Here is a 19383-nt window from a genome sequence, read left to right on the forward strand (position 1 = left end):
CCATGAACACGCCCACCCAGGCGGCCACCGTCGAATTCCGTTCCCTGCGACGGCGGTTCGGCGCCACCGCCGCCCTCGACGGACTGGACCTGACCGCCCGCCCCGGTGAACTCCTCGCCCTGCTCGGCCCGTCGGGCTGCGGCAAGACCACCGCGCTGCGCATGCTCGCCGGGTTCGAACACCCCGACTCCGGCGAGGTGCTGGTCGACGGCACGGACGTCACCCGGGTCCCCGCGCACCGCCGCGACGCCGGAATGGTCTTCCAGTCGTACAGCCTCTTCCCGCACCTGGACGCCCTCGACAACGTCGCCTTCGGGCTGCGGATGCGCAAGGTCAAGGCGTCCGAACGGCGCTCCAGGGCAGCGGAGTTGCTGGAGCTGGTGGGCCTCGCCGACCAGGGTGGCCGCTACCCCCACCAGCTCTCCGGCGGACAGCAGCAGCGGGTGGCGCTCGCCCGCGCGCTCGCCCTGCGCCCCCGTGTGCTGCTCCTCGACGAGCCGCTCTCCGCGCTCGACGCCAAGGTCCGCCTCAGCCTGCGCGAGGAGATCCGCCGGCTCCAGCAGGAACTCGGCATCACCACCCTCTTCGTCACCCACGACCAGGAGGAGGCGCTCTCCCTCGCCGACCGGGTCGCCGTGATGCGCGCCGGCCGCCTCGAACAGTGCGCGGAACCCGCCGAGTTGTACGGCAGGCCCGCGACCGCCTTCGTCGCCGAGTTCGTCGGCACCATGAGCCGGATCCCCGGCCGGCTCGACCGCGACACCGTCGAAGTGCTCGGACAGCGGCTGCCCGTCGAAGGGCCGGTACCGGCCACCGCCGACGTGGACGTACTGGTGCGGCCGGAGACGGTCCGCGTCGGCGCCGACCCGGCCGGGGACGCGACCGTCGTCGCCTCCTCCTTCCTCGGCGCCGTCACCCGACTGACCGTACGGCTCGCCGACGGCACCGAGGTGAAGGCCGACCTGCCCGCCGACGAGGCCGTCGCCCCCGGCGCGGCCGTCCGGCTGACCCTGCCCGCCCGGCCGATGCTGGTGGCGGAACGCGCCCCCCACGCATGAGAGAGAACGACATGACCCGACTCCCGCTCCAGGCCGTGCTGTTCGACATGGACGGCACCCTCGTGGACACCGAGCGCCTGTGGTGGGAGGCGGTGACCCGGGTCGCCGGCCGGCCGCTCACCGGGGCCGACGAGCCCCAGGTGCTCGGCCGGCCCGTCGAGCACACCGCCGCATGGCTCGCCGCGACCACCGGGCGGCCCGCCGCCGACCTCGCCGAGGCGCTCCACCGCGAGTTCGCCGACCGGGTCCGCGCCGGGATCGTGCCCCGACCCGGCGCCCTCGGCCTGCTCGACGCCCTGGCCCGCGAGGGCGTCCCCACCGCCCTGGTCACCGCCTCGCCCCGGGCCGTCGCCGACACGGTCCTCGCCGTGCTGGGCGCCGACCGGTTCGCCGTCTCCGTCACCGCCGACGACACCGAGCACACCAAACCGGCCCCCGACCCCTACCTCGCCGCCTGCCGGGCGCTCGGCGTCGACCCCGCCGCCTGCGTGGCCGTCGAGGACACCCCGACCGGCGTCAGCTCCGCCGAGGCGGCCGGCTGCACGGTGCTCGCCGTGCCCTCGCTCGCGCCGATCCCACCGGCACCCGGCCGGACCGTCCGGCCCGGCCTGACCGACGTCACCCCCGACGCGCTGCGCGCCCTGCTGCCGCACACCCTGAAGGTCATGAGCTGGAACCTCTGGTGCGGCGGCACCGAGGTCCACGACCACCGGGCCAAGCAGCTGAAGACGATCGCGGAGACCGGCGCGGACGTGGTGGGCCTCCAGGAGACCTTCGGCACGGCGGCGCGGGAGCTGGCTGAGGCGCTCGGCTGGCACCACCACCGGGCGGGGGAGAACCTCGGGATCATCAGCCGGTACCCGATCACCGCCCGGCTCGGCGACCCCGAGGTCGGCTTCTACGGAGCGGCCGGTGTCCGGATCGCCGTGGCTGGCCGAGAGGTCGAGATCTGGACGGCCCACCTCGACTACGAGCACTACGGGCCGTACCTCACCGAGGGCGACCCGACCCGGAACGAGGGCGTACGGCTCGCCCAGATGCGGGACACGCTGGAGCGGATCGCAGCGGCCGACCCCGCCGTGCTGGTCGGCGACTTCAACTGCCCGTCCCATCTGGACCGGCCCGGCGTGGAGTGGCCGGTCACCAGGGCCGCCGCGGAGGCGGGCTTCCGGGACTCCTACCGCGAGGCCCACCCCGACCCGGTGCGGGACCCCGGGCACACCTGGTCCCCGGTCCAGCCCGAGCCGGAACCCCAGGACCGGATCGACTTCGTGCTGCACCGCGGACTGACGGTGCTGGACTCCCGTACCCACGTCAGCGGGGTGCCCCGGCCCTGGCCGGACGTCGCCGACAACGAGTGGACCTCCGACCACGCGGCCGTGCTCACCACGTTCTCGCTGCACGGGAGCGCCGAATGTTCGCTGCACGGGAGCCCCGAATTTCCGCTGCACGAGGGCCCCGAACCGGCCTAAGCTCGATGGCATGACCTGGCGACATTGATCCACGACCCGTAGCGCCTCCCGAGGGCCGCCGCGGACGCCGCACCTCACGCGTCCGCATCGCTCCCACGGGAAGGCCCCATGACACTCTCACCCGCACGCGTGCCCACCACCGGCGGCGTCCGACGGCTCACGGCCACGCTGTACGGCTACGCGTTCCTCGACGACCTCGTCCTGCTCTACCCGCTGTACGCGCTGCTCTTCGCCGACAGCGGACTGTCGCTGTGGCAGATCTCCTCGCTGTTCGCCCTCTGGTCCGTCACCGGGGTGCTCCTGGAGGTGCCCTCCGGCGCCTGGGCCGACGCCGTGTCCCGCCGCACCCTGCTCTGGCTCGGCCCGCTGCTCGGCGCGGCCGGCTTCACCCTGTGGGTGACCGTCCCCTCGTACGGGGCCTTCGCGGTCGGCTTCGTGCTGTGGGGGGCCGGCGGAGCCTTGGCCTCCGGTGCCCTGGAGGCCCTGGTCTACGACGAACTGGACCGGCACGGCGCCGCCGACCGCTACGCCCGCGTCCTGGGCCGGGCCCGAGCGGCGGGACTGCTCGGCGTGATGGCGGCGATGGCGGCCGCCGGCCCGGTGTTCGCACTCGGCGGCTACCCGGCGGTGGGCGCGGCCAGTGTCGCGGCCTGTCTGCTGGCCTCGGCGGTGGCGTGCCGGTTCCCGGACGACCGGGAGCGGGCCGCCGACGCCGAGGGCTGGGCGGCCACCCTGCGCACCGGGCTCGCCACCGTGCGCCGGGACCGCTCCCTGCGCGGGGCGCTGCTGCTGGTCCCGGCCGTGGCCTGCGTCTGGAGCGCGCTCGACGAGTACTCGCCGCTGCTGGTCCGTGAGACCGGCGTCCCGGACGGCTACGTGCCCTACGCGCTCCTGCTGATCTGGGCGGCCGTCACCGCCGTCAGCCTGCTGGCCGGCCCCGCCGAACGGCTCGGCCGGGCCGGGTTCACCCGGCTGGTCGCGGTCTCCGCGCTCGCCCTCGCCGTGGGCGCGCTGTTCCGCACCCCGGCCGGGCTGGTCCTGGTCGCCGTGGCCTTCGCCGGATTCCAGCTGGCGACCCTGCTCGCCGAGGTCCGTCTCCAGCACCGCATCGAGGAGGGCGGCCGGGCCACCCTGACCTCGGTTTCCGGCCTGGGCACGGAACTGCTGACGATCACGGTCTACGCCGCGTACGCGGCGGCCGGCGACCACGCCTCCCACGCCACGGTCTTCGCCGCCTTCGCCGTCCCCTACCTGGCCGCGGCCCTGCTCCGAGCGGCGATGCCCACGAAGCGGGCCTGACACCGGAACGGGCCCGGCGGGCGCCGGGCCCGTTCCGGCGGGGAGGTGTCGAGAGGCGCCACCGGGGACGGGCGGCGGGAGGCGTGGCGGGGGGCGCGCAATGAATCGCCGCCTTCGTGGGGCTCGACGCAACGAACTGCGCACCGGCGCGCAACGGCTCCTTCTTGTCCGGCCGAGGGCGTCGACCGTACCGTCTACAAGGCCCCCAAACCCCCCTTCAGTCCGGTGAGGAACACGCATGCGCACCGCCCTGCTCCAGAGCTCCGGCCGGCCCGGCTCGGTCGCCGAGAACCTCAAGGTGCTCGACGAGGCCGCCGGCCGTGCCGCGTCCGCGGGTGCCGGGCTGCTGATCACGCCGGAGATGTTCCTGACCGGGTACGCGATCGGCGACGACATCGCCCGGCTCGCCGAGCCCGCCGACGGCGACAGCGCGGACGCGGTCGCCGAGATCGCCTCCCGGCACGGACTCGCCGTCGCCTACGGCTACCCCGAGCGCGCCGCCGACGTGGTCCACAACTCCGCGCAGCTGATCGGCGCCGATGGAAGCCGTCTCCTGAACTACCGCAAGACCCACCTCTTCGGCTGCTTCGAGCGCGACCACTTCGTCCCGGGCGAGCAGCAGGTGGTCCAGACGGAGCTGAACGGCCTCCGCGTCGGCATCCTGATCTGCTACGACGTCGAGTTCCCGGAGAACGTCCGCGCCCACGCGCTGGCCGGCACCGACCTCCTGCTGGTGCCGACCGCGCAGATGCACCCGTTCCAGTTCGTCGCCGAGTCGATGATCCCGGTGCGCGCCTTCGAGAACCAGATGTACGTCGCCTACGTCAACCGGACCGGCCGGGAAAGGGAGTTCGAGTTCGTCGGCCTCTCCACCCTCGCCGGCCCCGACGGCGTCGCCCGCACCCGCGCCGGACGCGGTGAGGAGCTGGTGTTCGCCGACACCGACCCCGCGTTCCTCGCCGCCTCCCGCGAGGCCAACCCGTACCTGAAGGACCGCCGGCCCGGCCTCTACGGGTCCCTCGTCTGAACCTCCTCCCCCCCGCACGCAGCTTTCGCAAGGAGTCCGTACCCCATGACGTCCACCGTGCCCAACGCCGTCGAGCACGCCGACGAGCAGCAGCCGCCGATCACCATGTTCGGGCCGGACTTCCCGTACGCGTACGACGACTTCCTCGCCCACCCGGCGGGCCTCGGCCAGATACCCGCCACCGAGCACGGCACCGAGGTCGCGGTGATCGGCGGTGGCCTGTCCGGCATCGTCGCCGCGTACGAGCTGATGAAGATGGGCCTCAAGCCCGTCGTGTACGAGGCGGACCGGATCGGCGGCCGGCTGCGCACCGTCGGCTTCGACGGCCCCGGCACCGAGGGCCTGAGCGCCGAGATGGGCGCCATGCGCTTCCCGCCCTCCTCCACCGCCCTCCAGCACTACCTCGACCTGGTCGGCCTGGAGACGCGCCCCTTCCCCAACCCCCTGGCCGAGGCGACCCCTTCGACGGTCGTCGACCTCAAGGGCGAGTCCCACTACGCCGAGACCGTCGACGACCTCCCGCAGGTGTACCGGGACGTCGCCGCGGCGTGGAACAAGTGCCTCGAAGAGGGCGCGGACTTCTCCGACATGAACCGCGCGATGCGCGAGCGGGACGTGCCGCGCATCCGCGAGATCTGGGCGAAGCTCGTCGAGAAGCTCGACAACCAGACCTTCTACGGCTTCCTCTGCGACTCCGAGGCGTTCAAGTCCTTCCGGCACCGCGAGATCTTCGGCCAGGTCGGCTTCGGCACCGGCGGCTGGGACACCGACTTCCCCAACTCCATCCTGGAGATCCTCCGCGTCGTCTACACCGAGGCCGACGACCACCACCGCGGCATCGTCGGCGGCTCCCAGCAGCTGCCGCTGCGCATGTGGGAGCGCGAGCCGCAGAAGATCGTCCACTGGGCGTACGGCACCTCGCTGTCCTCCCTGCACGAGAACGGCGCCCCCCGCCCGGCCGTGACCCGGCTGACCCGCACCGCAGGCAACCGGATCACCGTGACGGACGCCGACGGCGACATCCGCACCTACCGGGCCGCGGTCTTCACCGCGCAGTCCTGGATGCTGCTGTCGAAGATCGCCTGCGACGACTCGCTCTTCCCGATCGACCACTGGACGGCGATCGAGCGCACCCACTACATGGAGTCCAGCAAGCTGTTCGTCCCGGTCGACCGGCCGTTCTGGCTGGACAAGGACGAGGAGACGGGCCGGGACGTCATGTCGATGACGCTGACGGACCGCATGACCCGCGGCACGTACCTGCTGGACGACGGCCCGGACAAGCCCGCGACGATCTGCCTGTCGTACACCTGGTGCGACGACAGCCTGAAGTGGCTGCCGCTGTCCGCGAACGAGCGGATGGAGGTCATGCTGAAGTCGCTCGGCGAGATCTATCCCAAGGTCGACATCCGCAAGCACATCATCGGCAACCCGGTGACCGTGTCCTGGGAGAACGAGCCCTACTTCATGGGCGCGTTCAAGGCCAACCTGCCCGGCCACTACCGCTACCAGCGGCGCCTGTTCACGCACTTCATGCAGGACCGGCTGCCCGAGGACAAGCGCGGCATCTTCCTCGCCGGCGACGACATCTCCTGGACGGCCGGCTGGGCCGAGGGCGCGATCCAGACCGCGCTGAACGCGGTGTGGGGCGTCATGCACCACCTCGGCGGGTCGACCGACGCGACCAACCCCGGACCGGGCGACCTGTACGACGAGATCGCGCCGGTGGAGCTGCCGGAGGACTGACCGGACCGGGTCAGCCGGGCAGCGGGGTCAGCAGCATCCGGCCCGCGAACCCGACCGCGGTGTCCAGCCGCTCGGTGAACTCCTCGGCCAGCTCGGGGAGTCGCCGCAGCGCCCACAGGGCCCGGGCCGCCGACCAGGTGGCGTCCCGGGCCCGCTCCAGGCTCCAGGCGCCGAGCAGATGGGTCAGCGGGTCGGCGATCTGCAACAGATCGGGGCCCGGCATCAGCTCCTCGCGGATGTGCTCCTCCAACGACACGAGGAGGTCGCCCACGCGATCGAACTCGTCCTCCAGCTCGGCGGGTTCGCAGCCGAGCGTACGACAGGTGTCCACGACGGCGAGCGCGAGATCGTGGCCGATGTGCGCGTTGATGCCCGCCAGCGCGAACTGAAGCGGGCGTACCCCGGGATGGCGGCGGAACTGGAACAGCGGCCGCCAGCAGGCCGGCGCGCGCCGCTCGTCCTCCGCCGCCTGAACCGCCGCGAGATAGCGCTCCGCGAACCGTACGTCCAGCGTGATCGCGGCCCGCGCGTCCGGGAATCGGCCCGCGTCGATGCACCGGTCCACCGCCTCCGTCACCGTCAGGTAGACACGGTTGAACACGGCGACCCCGTCCCGCGCCGGAAGGGCCGCGTCCAGGGCGCGCATACGCGAGACGACCGCGTCGACGGGGGTGGTGAGTTGTTCGCATTGCGCCATGGGGGCAGATTCGCAGCTTTAGGCTTTCGGGAGTGACGGCGGGCCCGACACTTCCCCAGAACGGGGGAACGCGCCCGTCGTGGGGGAGGGGGAACCGGCTCGTGGCTGTCTCACGTGCCCAGCGGCGCGCCGCACGCAGGTCCGCGCGGCGGCGGTCCACCGGGCGGGGCGCCATGGTCGTGGCCGCCTCCGTCGTGGTCGCCGTGGGCACCGCGACCGGGATGATCTCGGCCCTGGAGGACGGCACGGGCTCCGACGAGGCCCGGCCCGACACGACCCACTCGCCGTCTTTGGAGACGCTGCCCGTGGTGCCCCCGCCGTCCGCGTCCGAGTCGGCGAGCCCGTCACCCTCGGCGACGCCCACGCTCAAGAGGATGAAGGCGAGCCCGAAGCCGGCGCCCAGCAGGACCGAGCGTCAGCGGCCGACGACGCCGGCCTCCACCGCGCTGTACCGGCACCCCGACTCCCAGGTGCTGGACTGGGTCCGGGACAACGCGGGCGACCCGCGGCACGGGGTCATCCAGTCCCGGATCGCCGCGCAGCCCGCCGCGGTGTGGTTCGCCGACTTCACCCCGGACACCATCACCTCCCGGGTCCGCGCGGTGACCTCCGGCGCCGCGGCCCAGGGCCGGGTGCCGCTGGTGGTGGCCTACGCGATCCCGGACCGCGACTGCGGCGGGGCCAGCCAGGGCGGGGCGCCCGACCTCGGCGCGTACGACGACTGGATCGACCGGTTCGCGGCCGGGCTCGGCTCCGGCGAGGTCATCGTGGTGCTGGAACCCGACTCGGTCGCCCAGGCCGAGTGCCTGTCCGACGGCGAACGCGCGGCCCGTTTCGCCTCGTTGGCCCGGGCCGGCCGGGTCCTGAAGGCGGCCAACCCCGACGCCCGCGTCTACTACGACGCCGGCCACTCCGGCTGGCACGCGGCCGGGAAGCAGGCGGGCTGGCTGCGGCAGGCCGGCGCCGCCTCGGCCGCGTCCTCCGACGGGATCTTCAGCAACGTCTCCAACTTCCACACCACGGCCGACGAGATCGCCTACGACCGGCAGGTCCTCGACGCCCTCGGCGGTCCCGCCTCGCTGGGCGCCGTCATCGACACCAGCCGCAACGGCAACGGCGCCCCGGCCGACGGCGAGTGGTGCGACCCCGCGGGACGGGCGCTGGGCCGGACCCCGACCCTGAGCACCGGCGAGGCCCGGATCCACGGGTACGTGTGGGTGAAGCTGCCGGGCGAGTCCGACGGCTGCAAGGGGACGCCGGGGACGTTCTCCGCCTCGTACGCCTACGACTTGGCGTCGTCGTAGCGTGAAGTGCCCTCGTCCAGCAGGGGTTCCTGCGTCTTGAGGTGGGCCGGGGCCATGAAGCGCAGGGCGTGGTAGCCGGTGATCACGACCACCGTGCCCAGCGCGATGCCGCTCAGCTGGAAGGTGTCGGTGAACTCCATGGTGACGTTGCCGACGCCGATGATGATGCCCGCCGCGGCCGGGACCAGGTTCAGCGGATTGCGCAGGTCCACCTTGGCGTTGATCCAGATCTGCGCGCCGAGCAGGCCGATCATGCCGTACAGGATGACGGTGATGCCGCCGAGGACACCGCCGGGGATCGCGGCGACGACCGCGCCGAACTTCGGGCACAGGCCGAAGAGCAGGGCGAAGCAGGCGGCGGCCCAGTAGGCGGCCGTGGAGTAGACGCGGGTCGCCGCCATCACGCCGATGTTCTCGGAGTAGGTGGTGGTGGGCGGGCCGCCGACCGCGGTGGAGAGCATGGAGCCGACGCCGTCGGCGGAGATCGCGGTGCCGAGCTTGTCGTCCAGGTTGTCGCCGGTCATCTCGCCGACCGCCTTGACGTGTCCGGCGTTCTCGGCGACCAGGGCGATGACCACGGGCAGGGCGACGAGGATCGCCGACCACTCGAACGATGGGCCGTGGAAGGCGGGCAGACCGATCCAGTCGGCCTGCCCGACGCCGGAGAGGTCCAGCCGCCAGTGGTCGGTGACCTTGCCGCTCGCGTCGACCGAGTGGATCCGCCCGAAGATCCGGTCGAAGGCCCAGGAGATGCCGTAGCCGAAGAGCAGGCCGAGGAAGATCGCGATCCGGGACCAGAAACCGCGCAGACAGACCACGGCCAGACCGGTGAGGAGCATCACCAGCAGGGCCGTCCACTGGTCCTGCGGCCAGTAGGTGGTGGCGGTCACCGGCGCCAGGTTGAAGCCGATCAGCATCACGACGGCGCCGGTGACGATCGGCGGCATCGTCGCGTGGATGATCCGCGCCCCGAAGCGCTGGACGGCGAGTCCGACGAGGAAGAGGACCGCCGCGACGACCAGGACCGCGCCGGTGACGGTCGCGCTGGTGCCGCCCTCGGCGCGGATGACCGCCGCCACGCCCACGAACGACAGCGAGCAGCCCAGGTAGCTGGGCACGCGGCCGCGGGTGGCGAGCAGGAAGACCATGGTGGCGACGCCGGACATCATGATGGCCAGATTGGGGTCGAGGCCCATCAGCACCGGGGCCACGAACGACGCCCCGAACATCGCCACCACGTGCTGGGCGCCGAGCCCGGCCGTGCGCGGCCAGGAGAGCCGTTCGTCGGGCCGGACCACCGCTCCGGGTGCCGGCGTGCGTCCGTCGCCGTGCAGTTTCCAGCGGACGCCAAGATCCATGGTGCGGTTTCGCTTTCGCTCGTGCGAATGGGTCCGGACCATTGTCAGGGGTGAAAGGGGATGCTGAGCGTCCGCTTAGGATGGAGTGTCCTCGTTCCACCTGCCCCAGGAGCACCACCCGTGACCGCCGAAGCGCCCGCAGCCCCCGTCCTCACCCACGGCCGGCTGATACCCGTCACCGTCCACTTCGACGATCTGGACGCGCTCGGCCTGCTGCACAACGCCCGCTACCCGGTGCTGGTCGAGCGGGCCTGGACCGAGCTGTGGCACGCCCACGGCTTCCGCTTCGAGGGGGACTGGGCCGCGGCCGGCGACGCCTGCAACGCCGTCAGGGAACTGCGGATCGGCTACGAGGCGCCGGTGACCAAGCCCGGCGCGTACGCCGTCCACCTGTGGCTGGAGCGGCTCGGCACCACCGGCCTCACCTACGGCTTCCGCTTCTGCTCGGTGGACGGCGCGATGACCTACGCGCAGGGCACCCGGGTGCTGGTCCGGCTCGACTCCGCGACGCTCAGGCCGGCGCCGTGGAGCGAGGAGTTCAGGACCGTGGGCCGGGAACTGCTGCGTCCGGCCGGCTGACCACGGCCGGCTTGCGCTCGGCGGTGCGCAGCACGCCCGCGAAGGCCGCCAGACCGGTGGCCAGCAGGGTCACCAGCGCGAACGACACGACCAGGCTGGTGAGTTGGGCCAGCCCGCCGATGGCGCCGGGGGCCACCAGACCCGAGGTGTAGGTGATGGTCGCGACGCCCGCGATGGCCTGACTGGGGTTGGGGCCGCTGCGGCCCGCCGCCGCGAAGCACAGCGGCACCACGACCGCGATGCCCAGGCCCATCAGACCGAACCCGGTCATCGCCAGGGCGGGATGATCGGCCGTCACGATCAGCAGACCGCCGACGGCGGCGAGGATCCCGCCCGAACGGACCGTGCGCACGGCCCCGTAGCGGTCCACGACCTTGTCGCCCGCGATCCGGGCGACGGCCATCGTGAGCGTGAAGCCCATGGTGCAGGCGGCGGCCAGACCGGCCGAGCTGTCCAGTTCGTCGCGGAGGTAGACCGCGGACCAGTCCAGGCTCGCGCCCTCCGCGAACACCGCGCAGAAACCGACCGCGCCGATGAGCAGCGCCGAGCGGGGCGGCAGCGCGAACCGGGGCGGTGCCTCCTCGTCGTCCGCCGGCTGGAGGTCGAGCACCCAGACGCAGGCGGCCAGTCCGGCGACCGTCAGGACGGCCGCGGCCAGCGCGTGGTGCAGCCGGGCGTCGGTGCCGAGGTGCGCGGCGAAGGTGCCGCCCAGCGACCCCAGTACGGCGCCCGCGCTCCACATGCCGTGCAGTGAGGACATGATCGACCGGCCCAGCCGGTTCTCCACGTCCACCCCGAGCGCGTTCATCGCGACGTCCGCCATCCCGGCGGTCGCGCCGAAGACGAAGAGTGCCAGGCACAGGGTCGCGAGGTTGGGGGCCAGGGACGGCAGCACCAGGGCCAGCGTCCACAGCGCGAGGAGCCCGCGCAGGGCGGCTCGGGCGCCGAAGCGATGGGTGATGCCCCCCGCCAGCGGCATCGCCAGGGAAGCGCCGAGCGCGGGGAAGGCCAGCGCGAGCCCCAACTGGCCCGCGCTCACCGACGCGTGGTCCTGGATCCACGGCACCCGGGTCGCGAACGAGCCGGTCACCGCGCCGTGCACGGTGAAGACGGCGGCGACGGCGTACCGCGCCCGCTTCACCTCGCGTGGGTCGTACACCACGTCACTCATCGTCGGTCCCCTCCCTGTCCGGCTGCTGCGGGCGTAAACTATCAGGAACCTTGCCTGATAGATAGGGATCAACGATGGCCGCGCACCGCACGGGACGGCCGATCTGGAAGGATCCCGGTATGCCCGCTTCCCCCAGCACCGCCCGGGCCATCAACGACCGGCTCGCCCTGCGCCTGCTCCAGCAGGAGGGCCCGCTGACGGCGGGCCGCCTCAAGGAACTGACCGGCCTGTCCCGGCCGAGCGTCGCCGACCTCGTCGAACGCCTCACCGCCGCCGGTCTGATCGAGGTGGTGGGGGAGTCCGGCGAACAGCGCCGCGGCCCCAACGCCAAGGTCTACGGCATCGTCGCCGGCCGGGCCCATCTGGCCGCCCTCGACGTGCGCACCGAGGGCGTCTCCGTGGCCGTCTGCGACCTGGTGGGCCATGTGCTGGCCGAGGCGTCGGCGCCGATCGACGGCGGCGTGGGCACGGGTCCCGCGGTGGAACAGGCGGTGGCGCTGGTGGAGCGGGCGGTGAAGGAGGCGGGCGTCGACCGGCCGCACACCGTCGGCATCGGCGCCCCCGGCCTGATCGACCCGGCGACCGGCGAACTGCGCCGGACCTCGGGACTGCCCGAGTGGCACCGGCGTCTGGTCGCTGCCCTCCAGGAGCGGCTCGCGCCCGCCCGGGTCAGCGTGGAGAACGAGACCAACCTGGCGGCGCTGGCGGAACAGCGCGTCGGCGCGGCCCGCGACCGGGACACCTTCGTGCTGCTCTGGCTCGGCATGGGCGTGGGCGCGGCGGTCGTCCTGGACGGCGCCCTGCGCCGGGGTGCCTCGGGCGGCACCGGTGAGATCGGCTTCCTGCCGGTACCGGGGACGACGGGACTGCCCTCGGCGACGGACTGCGCCGGCGGCTTCCACTCCCTGGCGGGGGAGGGGGCGGTGACCGCGCTGGCCGCGGAGCACGGGGTGACGGCGGCGGCCGTGACGGGCGAGGCACCGGGGGCGGCCCTGGTCCGTGCGGCGGCGGCCGATCCGGGCCTCCCGCACCACGCCCGCTTCCTCGACACCCTCGCCGACCGTGTCGCCCTCGGCTCAGCGGCCGTCATCGCGGTGCTGGACCCGGGCTGCGTGGTTCTCGGCGGCGAGACCGGCCGCGCGGGCGGACCGGAGCTCGCCGCGCGCGTCCAGGAGCGCCTGGCCCGGATGTCACCGCTGCCCACGGAGGTACGGGCGGCCGCCCTGGGCGGGGAGGCGGTCCTGCGCGGAGCCCTGCTGACCGCCCGGGACCGTGCCCAGGACGAACTCTTCGCACCCCCACCGCGCTGAGCCCCGGACGCGACGAAGCGGCCCGCTCCCCGTGAGCGGGCCGCCGCGCCGCGCGGTCCCCTCGTCCGCGGTGCCGTGGGTCAGGTCCGGCATTCCGGGTCCGGACGTGGGGAGTTGAGAGGCCCGGCGGCGGGCAAGGGCCGTCGTCACCGCCGCCGGACCGGTCCTGGCCGGAGGGTCAGCAGGCTCCCAGGTCCTGCCACACCCCCCATTCACCGGTGGTCCCGGGCTCCTCGCCCTTCGTCCACCACTTCGACTTCCACGTGTGTCCCTTGTGGGAGACCTGGGTGCCGCCGCCGTACTCCGTGGCGGTGTTCCACGCCGGCGCGGTGCAGGCACCGGACGTCGGGGTCGGCGTCGGGGTCGGCGAGCCGGTCGGGTCCGGGGTGGGTGTGCCGCCCGTGCCCGGTTCCACCAGCGTGGTGCCGCGCGCCAGGTTCCCGGCGAGGGCGTACGTGGTGCCGCTGATCGTCACCGTCCAGTTCCACGGCGTGGACACCGGCAGGTAGTAGTTGAAGGAGAGATCCACCGACGCGCCCGGCGCCAGCGACTGCCAGGCCGGCAGCTTCAGCGAGACCCGGTGGAAGTCGCCCTTCAGCCCGCCCACGTTGGAGCCGGTGTGGTCGCTGCTGATCACCTTCGCGCCGAAGCCCGACTGGTCGGAGGCGTTGGCCGGGGCCGCGGTGGAGTAGTCGAACTGGAACTCCGTGCCGCCCGGCAGGGCCGTCTTCGTGTTGTTGGTGATCTTCACCTTGGGCGTGATCGGGTAGTTGGAGTCGCCGAGCTTGAAGTCGCCGAACTCCACGCCGATGTCGACGGCCTGCGTGGGCATCGCCTTGTTGGAGACCTTCGCGCCGTACGGGGCGGCCGACTTGAACTTGTCGTACATCGCGGTGGTCAGCGTCGAGCCCGGCTCGTACTGGCCCTTCGCCGCGTTCCAGTCGTAGTCGCCGGCCATCTCCCACACCATGGTGCCGCCGATGCCGTTCGCCACCACGTAGTCGGCCTTGGCCTTCACCGACTGCTCGTCCTCGGTGGACAGGAACACCTTCTTCTCGGCGTTCCACAGCCACGGCGCGACCAGGGTCGAGTCGTACTTGCGGGCGTAGGTGCCGGTCAGCCTGGTGTCGGAGGGGAAGCCGTACTGGGTGACGTAGTCGCCGACGACCCCCTTCTCCAGGTTCTTGGCGTGCCACATCGGGTTCGAACCCGCGGGCGACTCCTTGCCGTTGGTGTCCTTGTCGTGCCAGAGGTTGTCGATGCCGCTGGCGCCGTCACCGCACTTGGTCAGCCCGGACCCGGCCGGGCAGTTCGTGGCGACCGCCTTGCCCCACAGCCCGTCGGTCCCGCCCGTGACGTTCTTGAACCCCCGGGTGTAGTACGGGAGTCCGATGTTGATCCGCCCGGCCGGCATCGACCCGCGGAAGTAGTGGTACGCCCAGTCCGTGTTCAGGTAGCCGATGCCGCCGTACTGGGAGGCCCCGTACACGCCCGCGGCCGCCAGCTCGGCGTCCTTGCCGTCGTCGAAGAGCGAGGCGTTCGGGCCCACGTACTCGTTCCAGGCGCCGTGCAGGTCGTAGGACATGATGTTGACGTAGTCCAGGTACTTCTGGACCTGGAAGGTCTCCATGCCGCGCAGCAGGTAGCCGGAGGAGGGCGCCGCCACCGTGAGGAGGTAGTGCTTGCCGTCGGCCGCGCCCGCCCGGTCGAGCTTCTCGCGCAGCGTCTTCATCAGGGCCGCGTAGCCCTTGACCAGCCCCGCCCGGCGGCCGTTGGAGACCGACCAGTCCAGCGGGTTGCCCGCGTCCTTCATCGTCGTCGGGTACTCGTAGTCGATGTCGACGCCGTTGAAGCCGTACTTCCTGATGAAGTCGACCGAGGACTGCGCGAAGGTGTCGATGCCCGCCTGGTTCACCGAGCCGTCGGCGTTGGTGGCCATCGAGTAGAAGCCGCCCGAGTCCACCCGGGTGCCGTCGTCCGCGAAGTAGCCGCCGGTCTCCGCCCAGCCGCCCACGGAGATCAGCGTCTTGACGTCCGGGTGCTGCTTCTTGAACTTGTTGAGCAGGTTGAAGTGGCCCTTGTAGGTGAAGCCCGGGTCCATCTCGGCGCCCGCCACGCCCGGCCAGGTCATCCCGGTCGCCGCGTTGGTGGCGCCGTCCGAGCCCACGGAGATCTTGTTCGCTCCGTCGACGTGTGCGAAGGCGTAGTTGATGTGGGTGATCTTGTCCCACGGGATGTCGGAGGCGAGGTAGGCGGGGGTGCCGTCCTTGCCGGTGCGCCAGCCGGTGAAGTAGCCGATCACCCGGCGCTGGTGGTCGGCGCCCATCTTCTCCCGGCCCTCGGCGTCGTACACCGAGCAGTACGGGACGTCCACGCCGGGCGTCTTGTACAGCCCGTCGGGGCGACAGGACTCCTGGTCGGCGGCGTGCGAGACGGTGGCCGGGAGGCCGGCGAGCACGAGGCCGGCGATGGCCGCGGCGCTCGCGAGCAGGGCGGGTCTCGCTCGGTTGCGTGACAGCAAGTCGGTTCCTCTCCACGGAAGTTGGCCAGACAGTAAGGAGGACTAGACCAATGCGTCAATAGGTATGGACCAATTAGGGGTCGAAGAAGTCCAGCCGGACGCCCTGTGAGCCACCCCACAGCGGTCACCCGCATGGACGCCCACCGGGCGTGGCACACTGGCCCTGTACCAGAAGCAGCGCACTCCGGGGTCGGTGAAAGTCCGAACCGGCGGTTACAGTCCGCGACCCGGTCGCCTCCAGCGGCCGGTTGACCAGGTGAAATTCCTGGACCGACGGTTAAAGTCCGGATGGGAGGCAGTGCGCGGCGGGCGGGCATTCGTGCGCGCCGCCGACTTGAGCTCGTCCCCTCGGGGCGGGTCTTTCCGGCGTCGCTCCCGGTGTCGTCGTCCGTACGTTCTGTCGCCTTCGACAGTGCCCCGGAGTCCGTGCCCCCATGAGGCAGGAGGACCCGGGACGTGTTCACCGGAATCGTCGAAGAGCTGGGCGAGATCACCGCGGTCGAGAACCTCGGCGACGCCTGTCGTTTCCGTCTGCGCGGTCCCGTGGTCACCGAGGGCGCCAAACACGGTGACTCCATCGCGGTCAACGGTGTCTGCCTCACGGTCGTCGACCACGAGGGCGACGAGTTCACCGCCGACGTCATGGCCGAGACCCTCGACCGCTCCAGCCTCGGCGCCCTCGGCGTCGGCTCCCGGGTCAACCTGGAGCGGCCCACCGCGGTCGGCGCGCGCCTCGGCGGGCACATCGTGCAGGGCCACGTCGACGGCACCGGCGCGGTACTGGAGCGCAAGCCCTCGGAGCACTGGGAGATCGTCAAGGTCTCGCTCCCCGCCGACCTCTCCCGCTACGTCGTGGAGAAGGGCTCCATCACCGTCGACGGCATCAGCCTGACCGTCGTCGACGCCGGCCCCGACTACTTCACCGTCAGCCTCATCCCCACCACCCTCGCCCTGACCACGCTCGGCCTCAAGCAGCCCGGCGACCCGGTCAACCTGGAAGTGGACGTCGTCGCCAAGTACGTCGAGAGGCTCCTCGCGGACCGGGGGCGGCAGGCGTGAACTCGCTCAACTCCGAGGCCTTCGTCCTGTTCGGCCAGCACATCATCTGGTCGGACATGGTCGGCAACACCCTGGGCCTCACCGCCCTCGCGCTCGGCTTCCGGCGCTCGCTGTGGACCTGGCCCGTGCAGTTCCTCTCCGGCCTCGTCCTCTTCGGCGCCTTCTACGGCCACCTGACCGGCAGCGCCGGCAAGCAGGCCGTCGTCATGGCCGTCGCGCTGTACGGCTGGTGGCAGTGGAACCGCGGCACCGACCGGGACCGCGACGGCAGGATCTCGGTGCGGTTCGCCACCTGGACCGAGCGCGCCGCCATGGCCGCCCTCGCCGCCGTCGGCACCGTCGCCGTGGCGCTGCTGTTCAAGGCGTACCCGAGCCTGTCCTGGGACCCTTGGCCGGACGCCTACATCTTCGTCGGCACGATCGTCGCCATGTACGCCCAGGCCCGCGGCATGGTCGAGTTCTGGTTCGCCTGGCTCCTCGTCGACCTGGTCGGCGTCCCGCTGAACTTCGCGAACGGCTACGCCTTCTCCGGCTTCGTCTACGTCATCTACGGCGCGCTCGTCCTGTGGGGCATGCGCGACTGGTGGCTGCGTTCCCGCAGGGACACGCGGCCCGTTCCGGAAGGAGCACCCGCATGAGCAGGGTTCCCGTCCTGTACAGCACCGACAACATCGAGGACTGGTCGCTCGACCCGGTCGAGCAGGCCGTGGCCGACATCGCCGCGGGCCGCCCGGTCGTGGTCGTCGACGACGAGAACCGGGAGAACGAGGGCGACCTCGTCATCGCCGCCGAGAAGGCGACCCCCGAGATCATCGCCTTCATGATGAGCGAGTGCCGCGGCATGATCTGCGCCCCCATGGAGGGCGAGGACCTGGACCGGCTCGACCTCCCGCTGATGGTGGAGAACAACACCGAGTCCATGCGGACCGCGTTCACCGTCACCGTCGACGCCTCCGCAGCCCACGGCGTGACCACCGGCATCTCCGCCTCCGACCGCGCCACCACGCTCCGGCTGCTGGCGAGCGGCGACGCCGTGCCCGGCGACTTCGTCCGCCCCGGCCACATCTTCCCGCTGCGCGCCCGGCCCGGCGGCGTCCTGGTCCGCGACGGCCACACCGAGGCCGCCGTCGACCTCGCCCGCCTCGCGGGCCTGCGCCCGGCCGGCGCCATCGTCGAGATCGCCGGCGAGGACGGCCGGATGCTCCGGCTGCCCGAGCTGATCCCGTTCGCCCGCAAGCACGGCCTGACGATCATCTCCATCGAGGACCTGATCGCCTACCGCCGCTCCGCCGAGCCCACCGTCCGCCGCGAGGCCGAGGTCCACCTGCCGACCTCGCACGGCACCTTCACCGCCTACGGCTACCGCTCCACCGTCGACGGCGTCGAGCACGTCGCCCTGGTCCACGGCGAGATCGGCGACGGCAGGGACGTCGTGGTCCGCGTCCACTCCGAGTGCCTGACCGGCGATGTCTTCGGCTCCGCGCGCTGCGACTGCGGACCCCAGCTGGACGCCGCGCTCGACCGCGTCCAGGACGAGGGCCGCGGCGTCGTGGTCTACCTGCGCGGCCACGAGGGCCGCGGAATCGGCCTGCTCTCGAAGCTGCGCGCCTACGAGCTCCAGGAGCGCGGCCGCGACACCCTGGACGCCAACCTGGAGCTCGGCCTGCCGGCCGACGCCCGGGACTACGCGGCCGGCGCCCAGATCCTCAAGGACCTCGGGGTCACCAGCGTCCGCCTGCTGACCAACAACCCCGACAAGTCCGACGCGCTCGTGCGGCACGGCGTCGAGGTCACCGAACGCGAACCGATGCCCGTCACCGCGGGCGAGCACAACCTCCGGTACCTGCGCACCAAGCGGGACCGCATGGGACACGACCTGCCCTGGCTGGAGGCGGCCCCCGTCTCCGCCTGCGGCAACCAGTAGCGAGAAAGCACACAAGGAGAGACGTGAGCGGCAAGGGTGCACCGGAACTGTCCGTACAGCGCGTGGACGACCTGCGGGTCGCCGTCATCGCGGCGCAGTGGCACGAGAAGGTGATGGACGGCCTGGTGGACGGCGCCCTGCGCGCCCTGCACGACCTCGGGATCGACGAGCCGACCCTGCTCAGGGTCCCGGGCAGCTGGGAACTGCCGGTCGTCGCCAAGGTCCTCGCGGGCCGAGGCTACGACGCGGTGGTCGCCCTCGGTGTCGTCATCCGCGGCGGCACCCCGCACTTCGAGTACGTGTGCCAGGGCGTCACCCAGGGCCTGACCCAGGTCTCCGTGGAGACCGGCGTCCCCATCGGCTTCGGTGTCCTCACCTGCGACACCGAGGAGCAGGCCCTGGACCGGGCCGGGCTGCCCGGCTCCAACGAGGACAAGGGCCACGAGGCGGTGACCGCCGCGGTCGCCACCGCGGCCACCCTGCGTTCAGTATCCGAACCCTGGCACTGACGAACCGGGTGTGTGGCATAGGCTGAGCGTCACCATGTCCAAGAAGACGTTCGAGGAGCTCTTCGCCGAGCTCCAGCACAAGGCCGCCACCGGCGACCCCGCCACCTCCCGCACCGCCGAACTGGTCGGGAAGGGCGTCCACGCCATCGGCAAGAAGGTCGTGGAAGAGGCCGCCGAGGTCTGGATGGCCGCCGAGTACGAGGGCAAGGACGCGGCAGCGGAGGAGATCTCCCAGCTGCTCTATCACGTCCAGGTGATGATGGTCGCCCGGGGGATCTCCCTCGACGACGTCTACGCCCACCTCTGAGCCACCGCCGCACACCCGCCCACCCCACACGCAAAGGAAGCC

The 19383-nt window shown here is 72.2% G+C and carries 17 protein-coding genes and 1 riboswitch; of the genes, 13 read left to right on the forward strand and 4 right to left on the reverse strand.

Going from position 1 to position 19383, the window contains the following annotated elements; genetic code table 11:
- The first annotated feature begins 2 nt into the window (after positions 1 to 2).
- From AB0E07_RS24915 to AB0E07_RS24935, 5 genes are all read left to right on the forward strand, one after another.
- Complete coding sequence (locus AB0E07_RS24915; protein WP_362256202.1) at positions 3 to 1058, forward strand: ABC transporter ATP-binding protein; 1056 nt, start codon at positions 3 to 5, stop codon at positions 1056 to 1058.
- 11 nt (positions 1059 to 1069) lie between these two features.
- The gene (locus AB0E07_RS24920) at positions 1070 to 2530 is read left to right on the forward strand and encodes an HAD-IA family hydrolase (RefSeq protein ID WP_362256205.1); all 1461 of its coding nucleotides are present in this window, start codon (positions 1070 to 1072) and stop codon (positions 2528 to 2530) included.
- A 108-nt stretch (positions 2531 to 2638) separates the two neighbouring features.
- Complete coding sequence (locus AB0E07_RS24925; RefSeq protein WP_362256208.1) at positions 2639 to 3829, forward strand: MFS transporter; 1191 nt, start codon at positions 2639 to 2641, stop codon at positions 3827 to 3829.
- 238 nt (positions 3830 to 4067) lie between these two features.
- A complete protein-coding gene (locus AB0E07_RS24930) occupies positions 4068 to 4856 on the forward strand; it encodes a carbon-nitrogen hydrolase family protein (RefSeq protein ID WP_362256211.1) in 789 nt (262 codons plus the stop codon).
- Positions 4857 to 4901: 45 nt separating this feature from the next.
- Positions 4902 to 6602: an NAD(P)/FAD-dependent oxidoreductase gene (locus AB0E07_RS24935; protein ID WP_362256213.1), complete on the forward strand. Its 1701-nt coding sequence runs from the start codon at positions 4902 to 4904 to the stop codon at positions 6600 to 6602.
- 10 nt (positions 6603 to 6612) lie between these two features.
- Here the strand turns inward: AB0E07_RS24935 and AB0E07_RS24940 are convergent, their stop codons facing one another.
- The gene (locus tag AB0E07_RS24940; RefSeq protein WP_362256216.1) at positions 6613 to 7299 is read right to left on the reverse strand and encodes a DUF5995 family protein; all 687 of its coding nucleotides are present in this window, start codon (positions 7297 to 7299) and stop codon (positions 6613 to 6615) included.
- 173 nt (positions 7300 to 7472) lie between these two features.
- Between AB0E07_RS24940 and AB0E07_RS24945 the strand changes: the two genes are divergently transcribed.
- Positions 7473 to 8603, forward strand: coding sequence for a glycoside hydrolase family 6 protein (locus AB0E07_RS24945; RefSeq protein ID WP_362256414.1), 1131 nt, complete (start codon positions 7473 to 7475; stop codon positions 8601 to 8603).
- Here AB0E07_RS24945 and AB0E07_RS24950 read toward each other — a convergent pair.
- The gene (locus AB0E07_RS24950) at positions 8582 to 9961 is read right to left on the reverse strand and encodes a solute carrier family 23 protein (RefSeq protein WP_362256219.1); all 1380 of its coding nucleotides are present in this window, start codon (positions 9959 to 9961) and stop codon (positions 8582 to 8584) included. The two genes, AB0E07_RS24945 and AB0E07_RS24950, sit on opposite strands and share 22 nt — an antisense overlap.
- Before the next feature lie 120 nt (positions 9962 to 10081).
- On the opposite strand from AB0E07_RS24950, the gene AB0E07_RS24955 reads away from it, so the two are divergent.
- Positions 10082 to 10540 carry a hotdog domain-containing protein gene (locus AB0E07_RS24955; protein ID WP_362256222.1) on the forward strand — a complete coding sequence of 153 codons (459 nt, stop codon included), beginning with the start codon at positions 10082 to 10084 and terminating at the stop codon, positions 10538 to 10540.
- Here the strand turns inward: AB0E07_RS24955 and AB0E07_RS24960 are convergent.
- Positions 10500 to 11711: an MFS transporter gene (locus AB0E07_RS24960; RefSeq protein WP_362256225.1), complete on the reverse strand. Its 1212-nt coding sequence runs from the start codon at positions 11709 to 11711 to the stop codon at positions 10500 to 10502. The genes AB0E07_RS24955 and AB0E07_RS24960 overlap by 41 nt on opposite strands.
- A 119-nt stretch (positions 11712 to 11830) precedes the next feature.
- Here AB0E07_RS24960 and AB0E07_RS24965 point away from each other — a divergent pair, with 119 nt between their 5' ends.
- Complete coding sequence (locus AB0E07_RS24965; RefSeq protein WP_362256228.1) at positions 11831 to 13021, forward strand: ROK family transcriptional regulator; 1191 nt, start codon at positions 11831 to 11833, stop codon at positions 13019 to 13021.
- 178 nt (positions 13022 to 13199) lie between these two features.
- Here the strand turns inward: AB0E07_RS24965 and AB0E07_RS24970 are convergent, their stop codons facing one another.
- Complete coding sequence (locus tag AB0E07_RS24970; RefSeq protein ID WP_362256231.1) at positions 13200 to 15542, reverse strand: chitinase C-terminal domain-containing protein; 2343 nt, start codon at positions 15540 to 15542, stop codon at positions 13200 to 13202.
- Between the two features lie 175 nt (positions 15543 to 15717).
- Positions 15718 to 15848, forward strand: a riboswitch (FMN riboswitch).
- A gap of 150 nt (positions 15849 to 15998) precedes the next feature.
- On the opposite strand from AB0E07_RS24970, the gene AB0E07_RS24975 reads away from it, so the two are divergent.
- Genes AB0E07_RS24975 through AB0E07_RS24995 form a run of 5 tightly spaced genes read left to right on the forward strand, consistent with a single transcriptional unit; the run spans position 15999 to position 19341 of the window.
- Positions 15999 to 16601: a riboflavin synthase gene (locus AB0E07_RS24975; protein ID WP_362256233.1), complete on the forward strand. Its 603-nt coding sequence runs from the start codon at positions 15999 to 16001 to the stop codon at positions 16599 to 16601.
- On the forward strand, positions 16598 to 17239 hold the full coding sequence (gene pnuC / locus AB0E07_RS24980; protein WP_362256236.1) for a nicotinamide riboside transporter PnuC: 642 nt from the start codon (positions 16598 to 16600) through the stop codon (positions 17237 to 17239). Before AB0E07_RS24975 ends, pnuC begins: the two co-directional genes overlap by 4 nt.
- Complete coding sequence (locus tag AB0E07_RS24985) at positions 17236 to 18525, forward strand: bifunctional 3,4-dihydroxy-2-butanone-4-phosphate synthase/GTP cyclohydrolase II (RefSeq protein ID WP_362256239.1); 1290 nt, start codon at positions 17236 to 17238, stop codon at positions 18523 to 18525. Before pnuC ends, AB0E07_RS24985 begins: the two co-directional genes overlap by 4 nt.
- A gap of 23 nt (positions 18526 to 18548) precedes the next feature.
- Positions 18549 to 19034 (forward strand): 6,7-dimethyl-8-ribityllumazine synthase, encoded by a 486-nt coding sequence (gene ribH, locus AB0E07_RS24990; RefSeq protein WP_362256242.1) that lies wholly within the window; start codon positions 18549 to 18551, stop codon positions 19032 to 19034.
- A 34-nt stretch (positions 19035 to 19068) separates the two neighbouring features.
- Positions 19069 to 19341, forward strand: coding sequence for a phosphoribosyl-ATP diphosphatase (locus tag AB0E07_RS24995; protein WP_362256244.1), 273 nt, complete (start codon positions 19069 to 19071; stop codon positions 19339 to 19341).
- Positions 19342 to 19383: the final 42 nt, after the last annotated feature.

It is taken from the genome of Streptomyces sp. NPDC048002 (assembly GCF_040653275.1).
Lineage (GTDB): Bacteria > Actinomycetota > Actinomycetes > Streptomycetales > Streptomycetaceae > Streptomyces.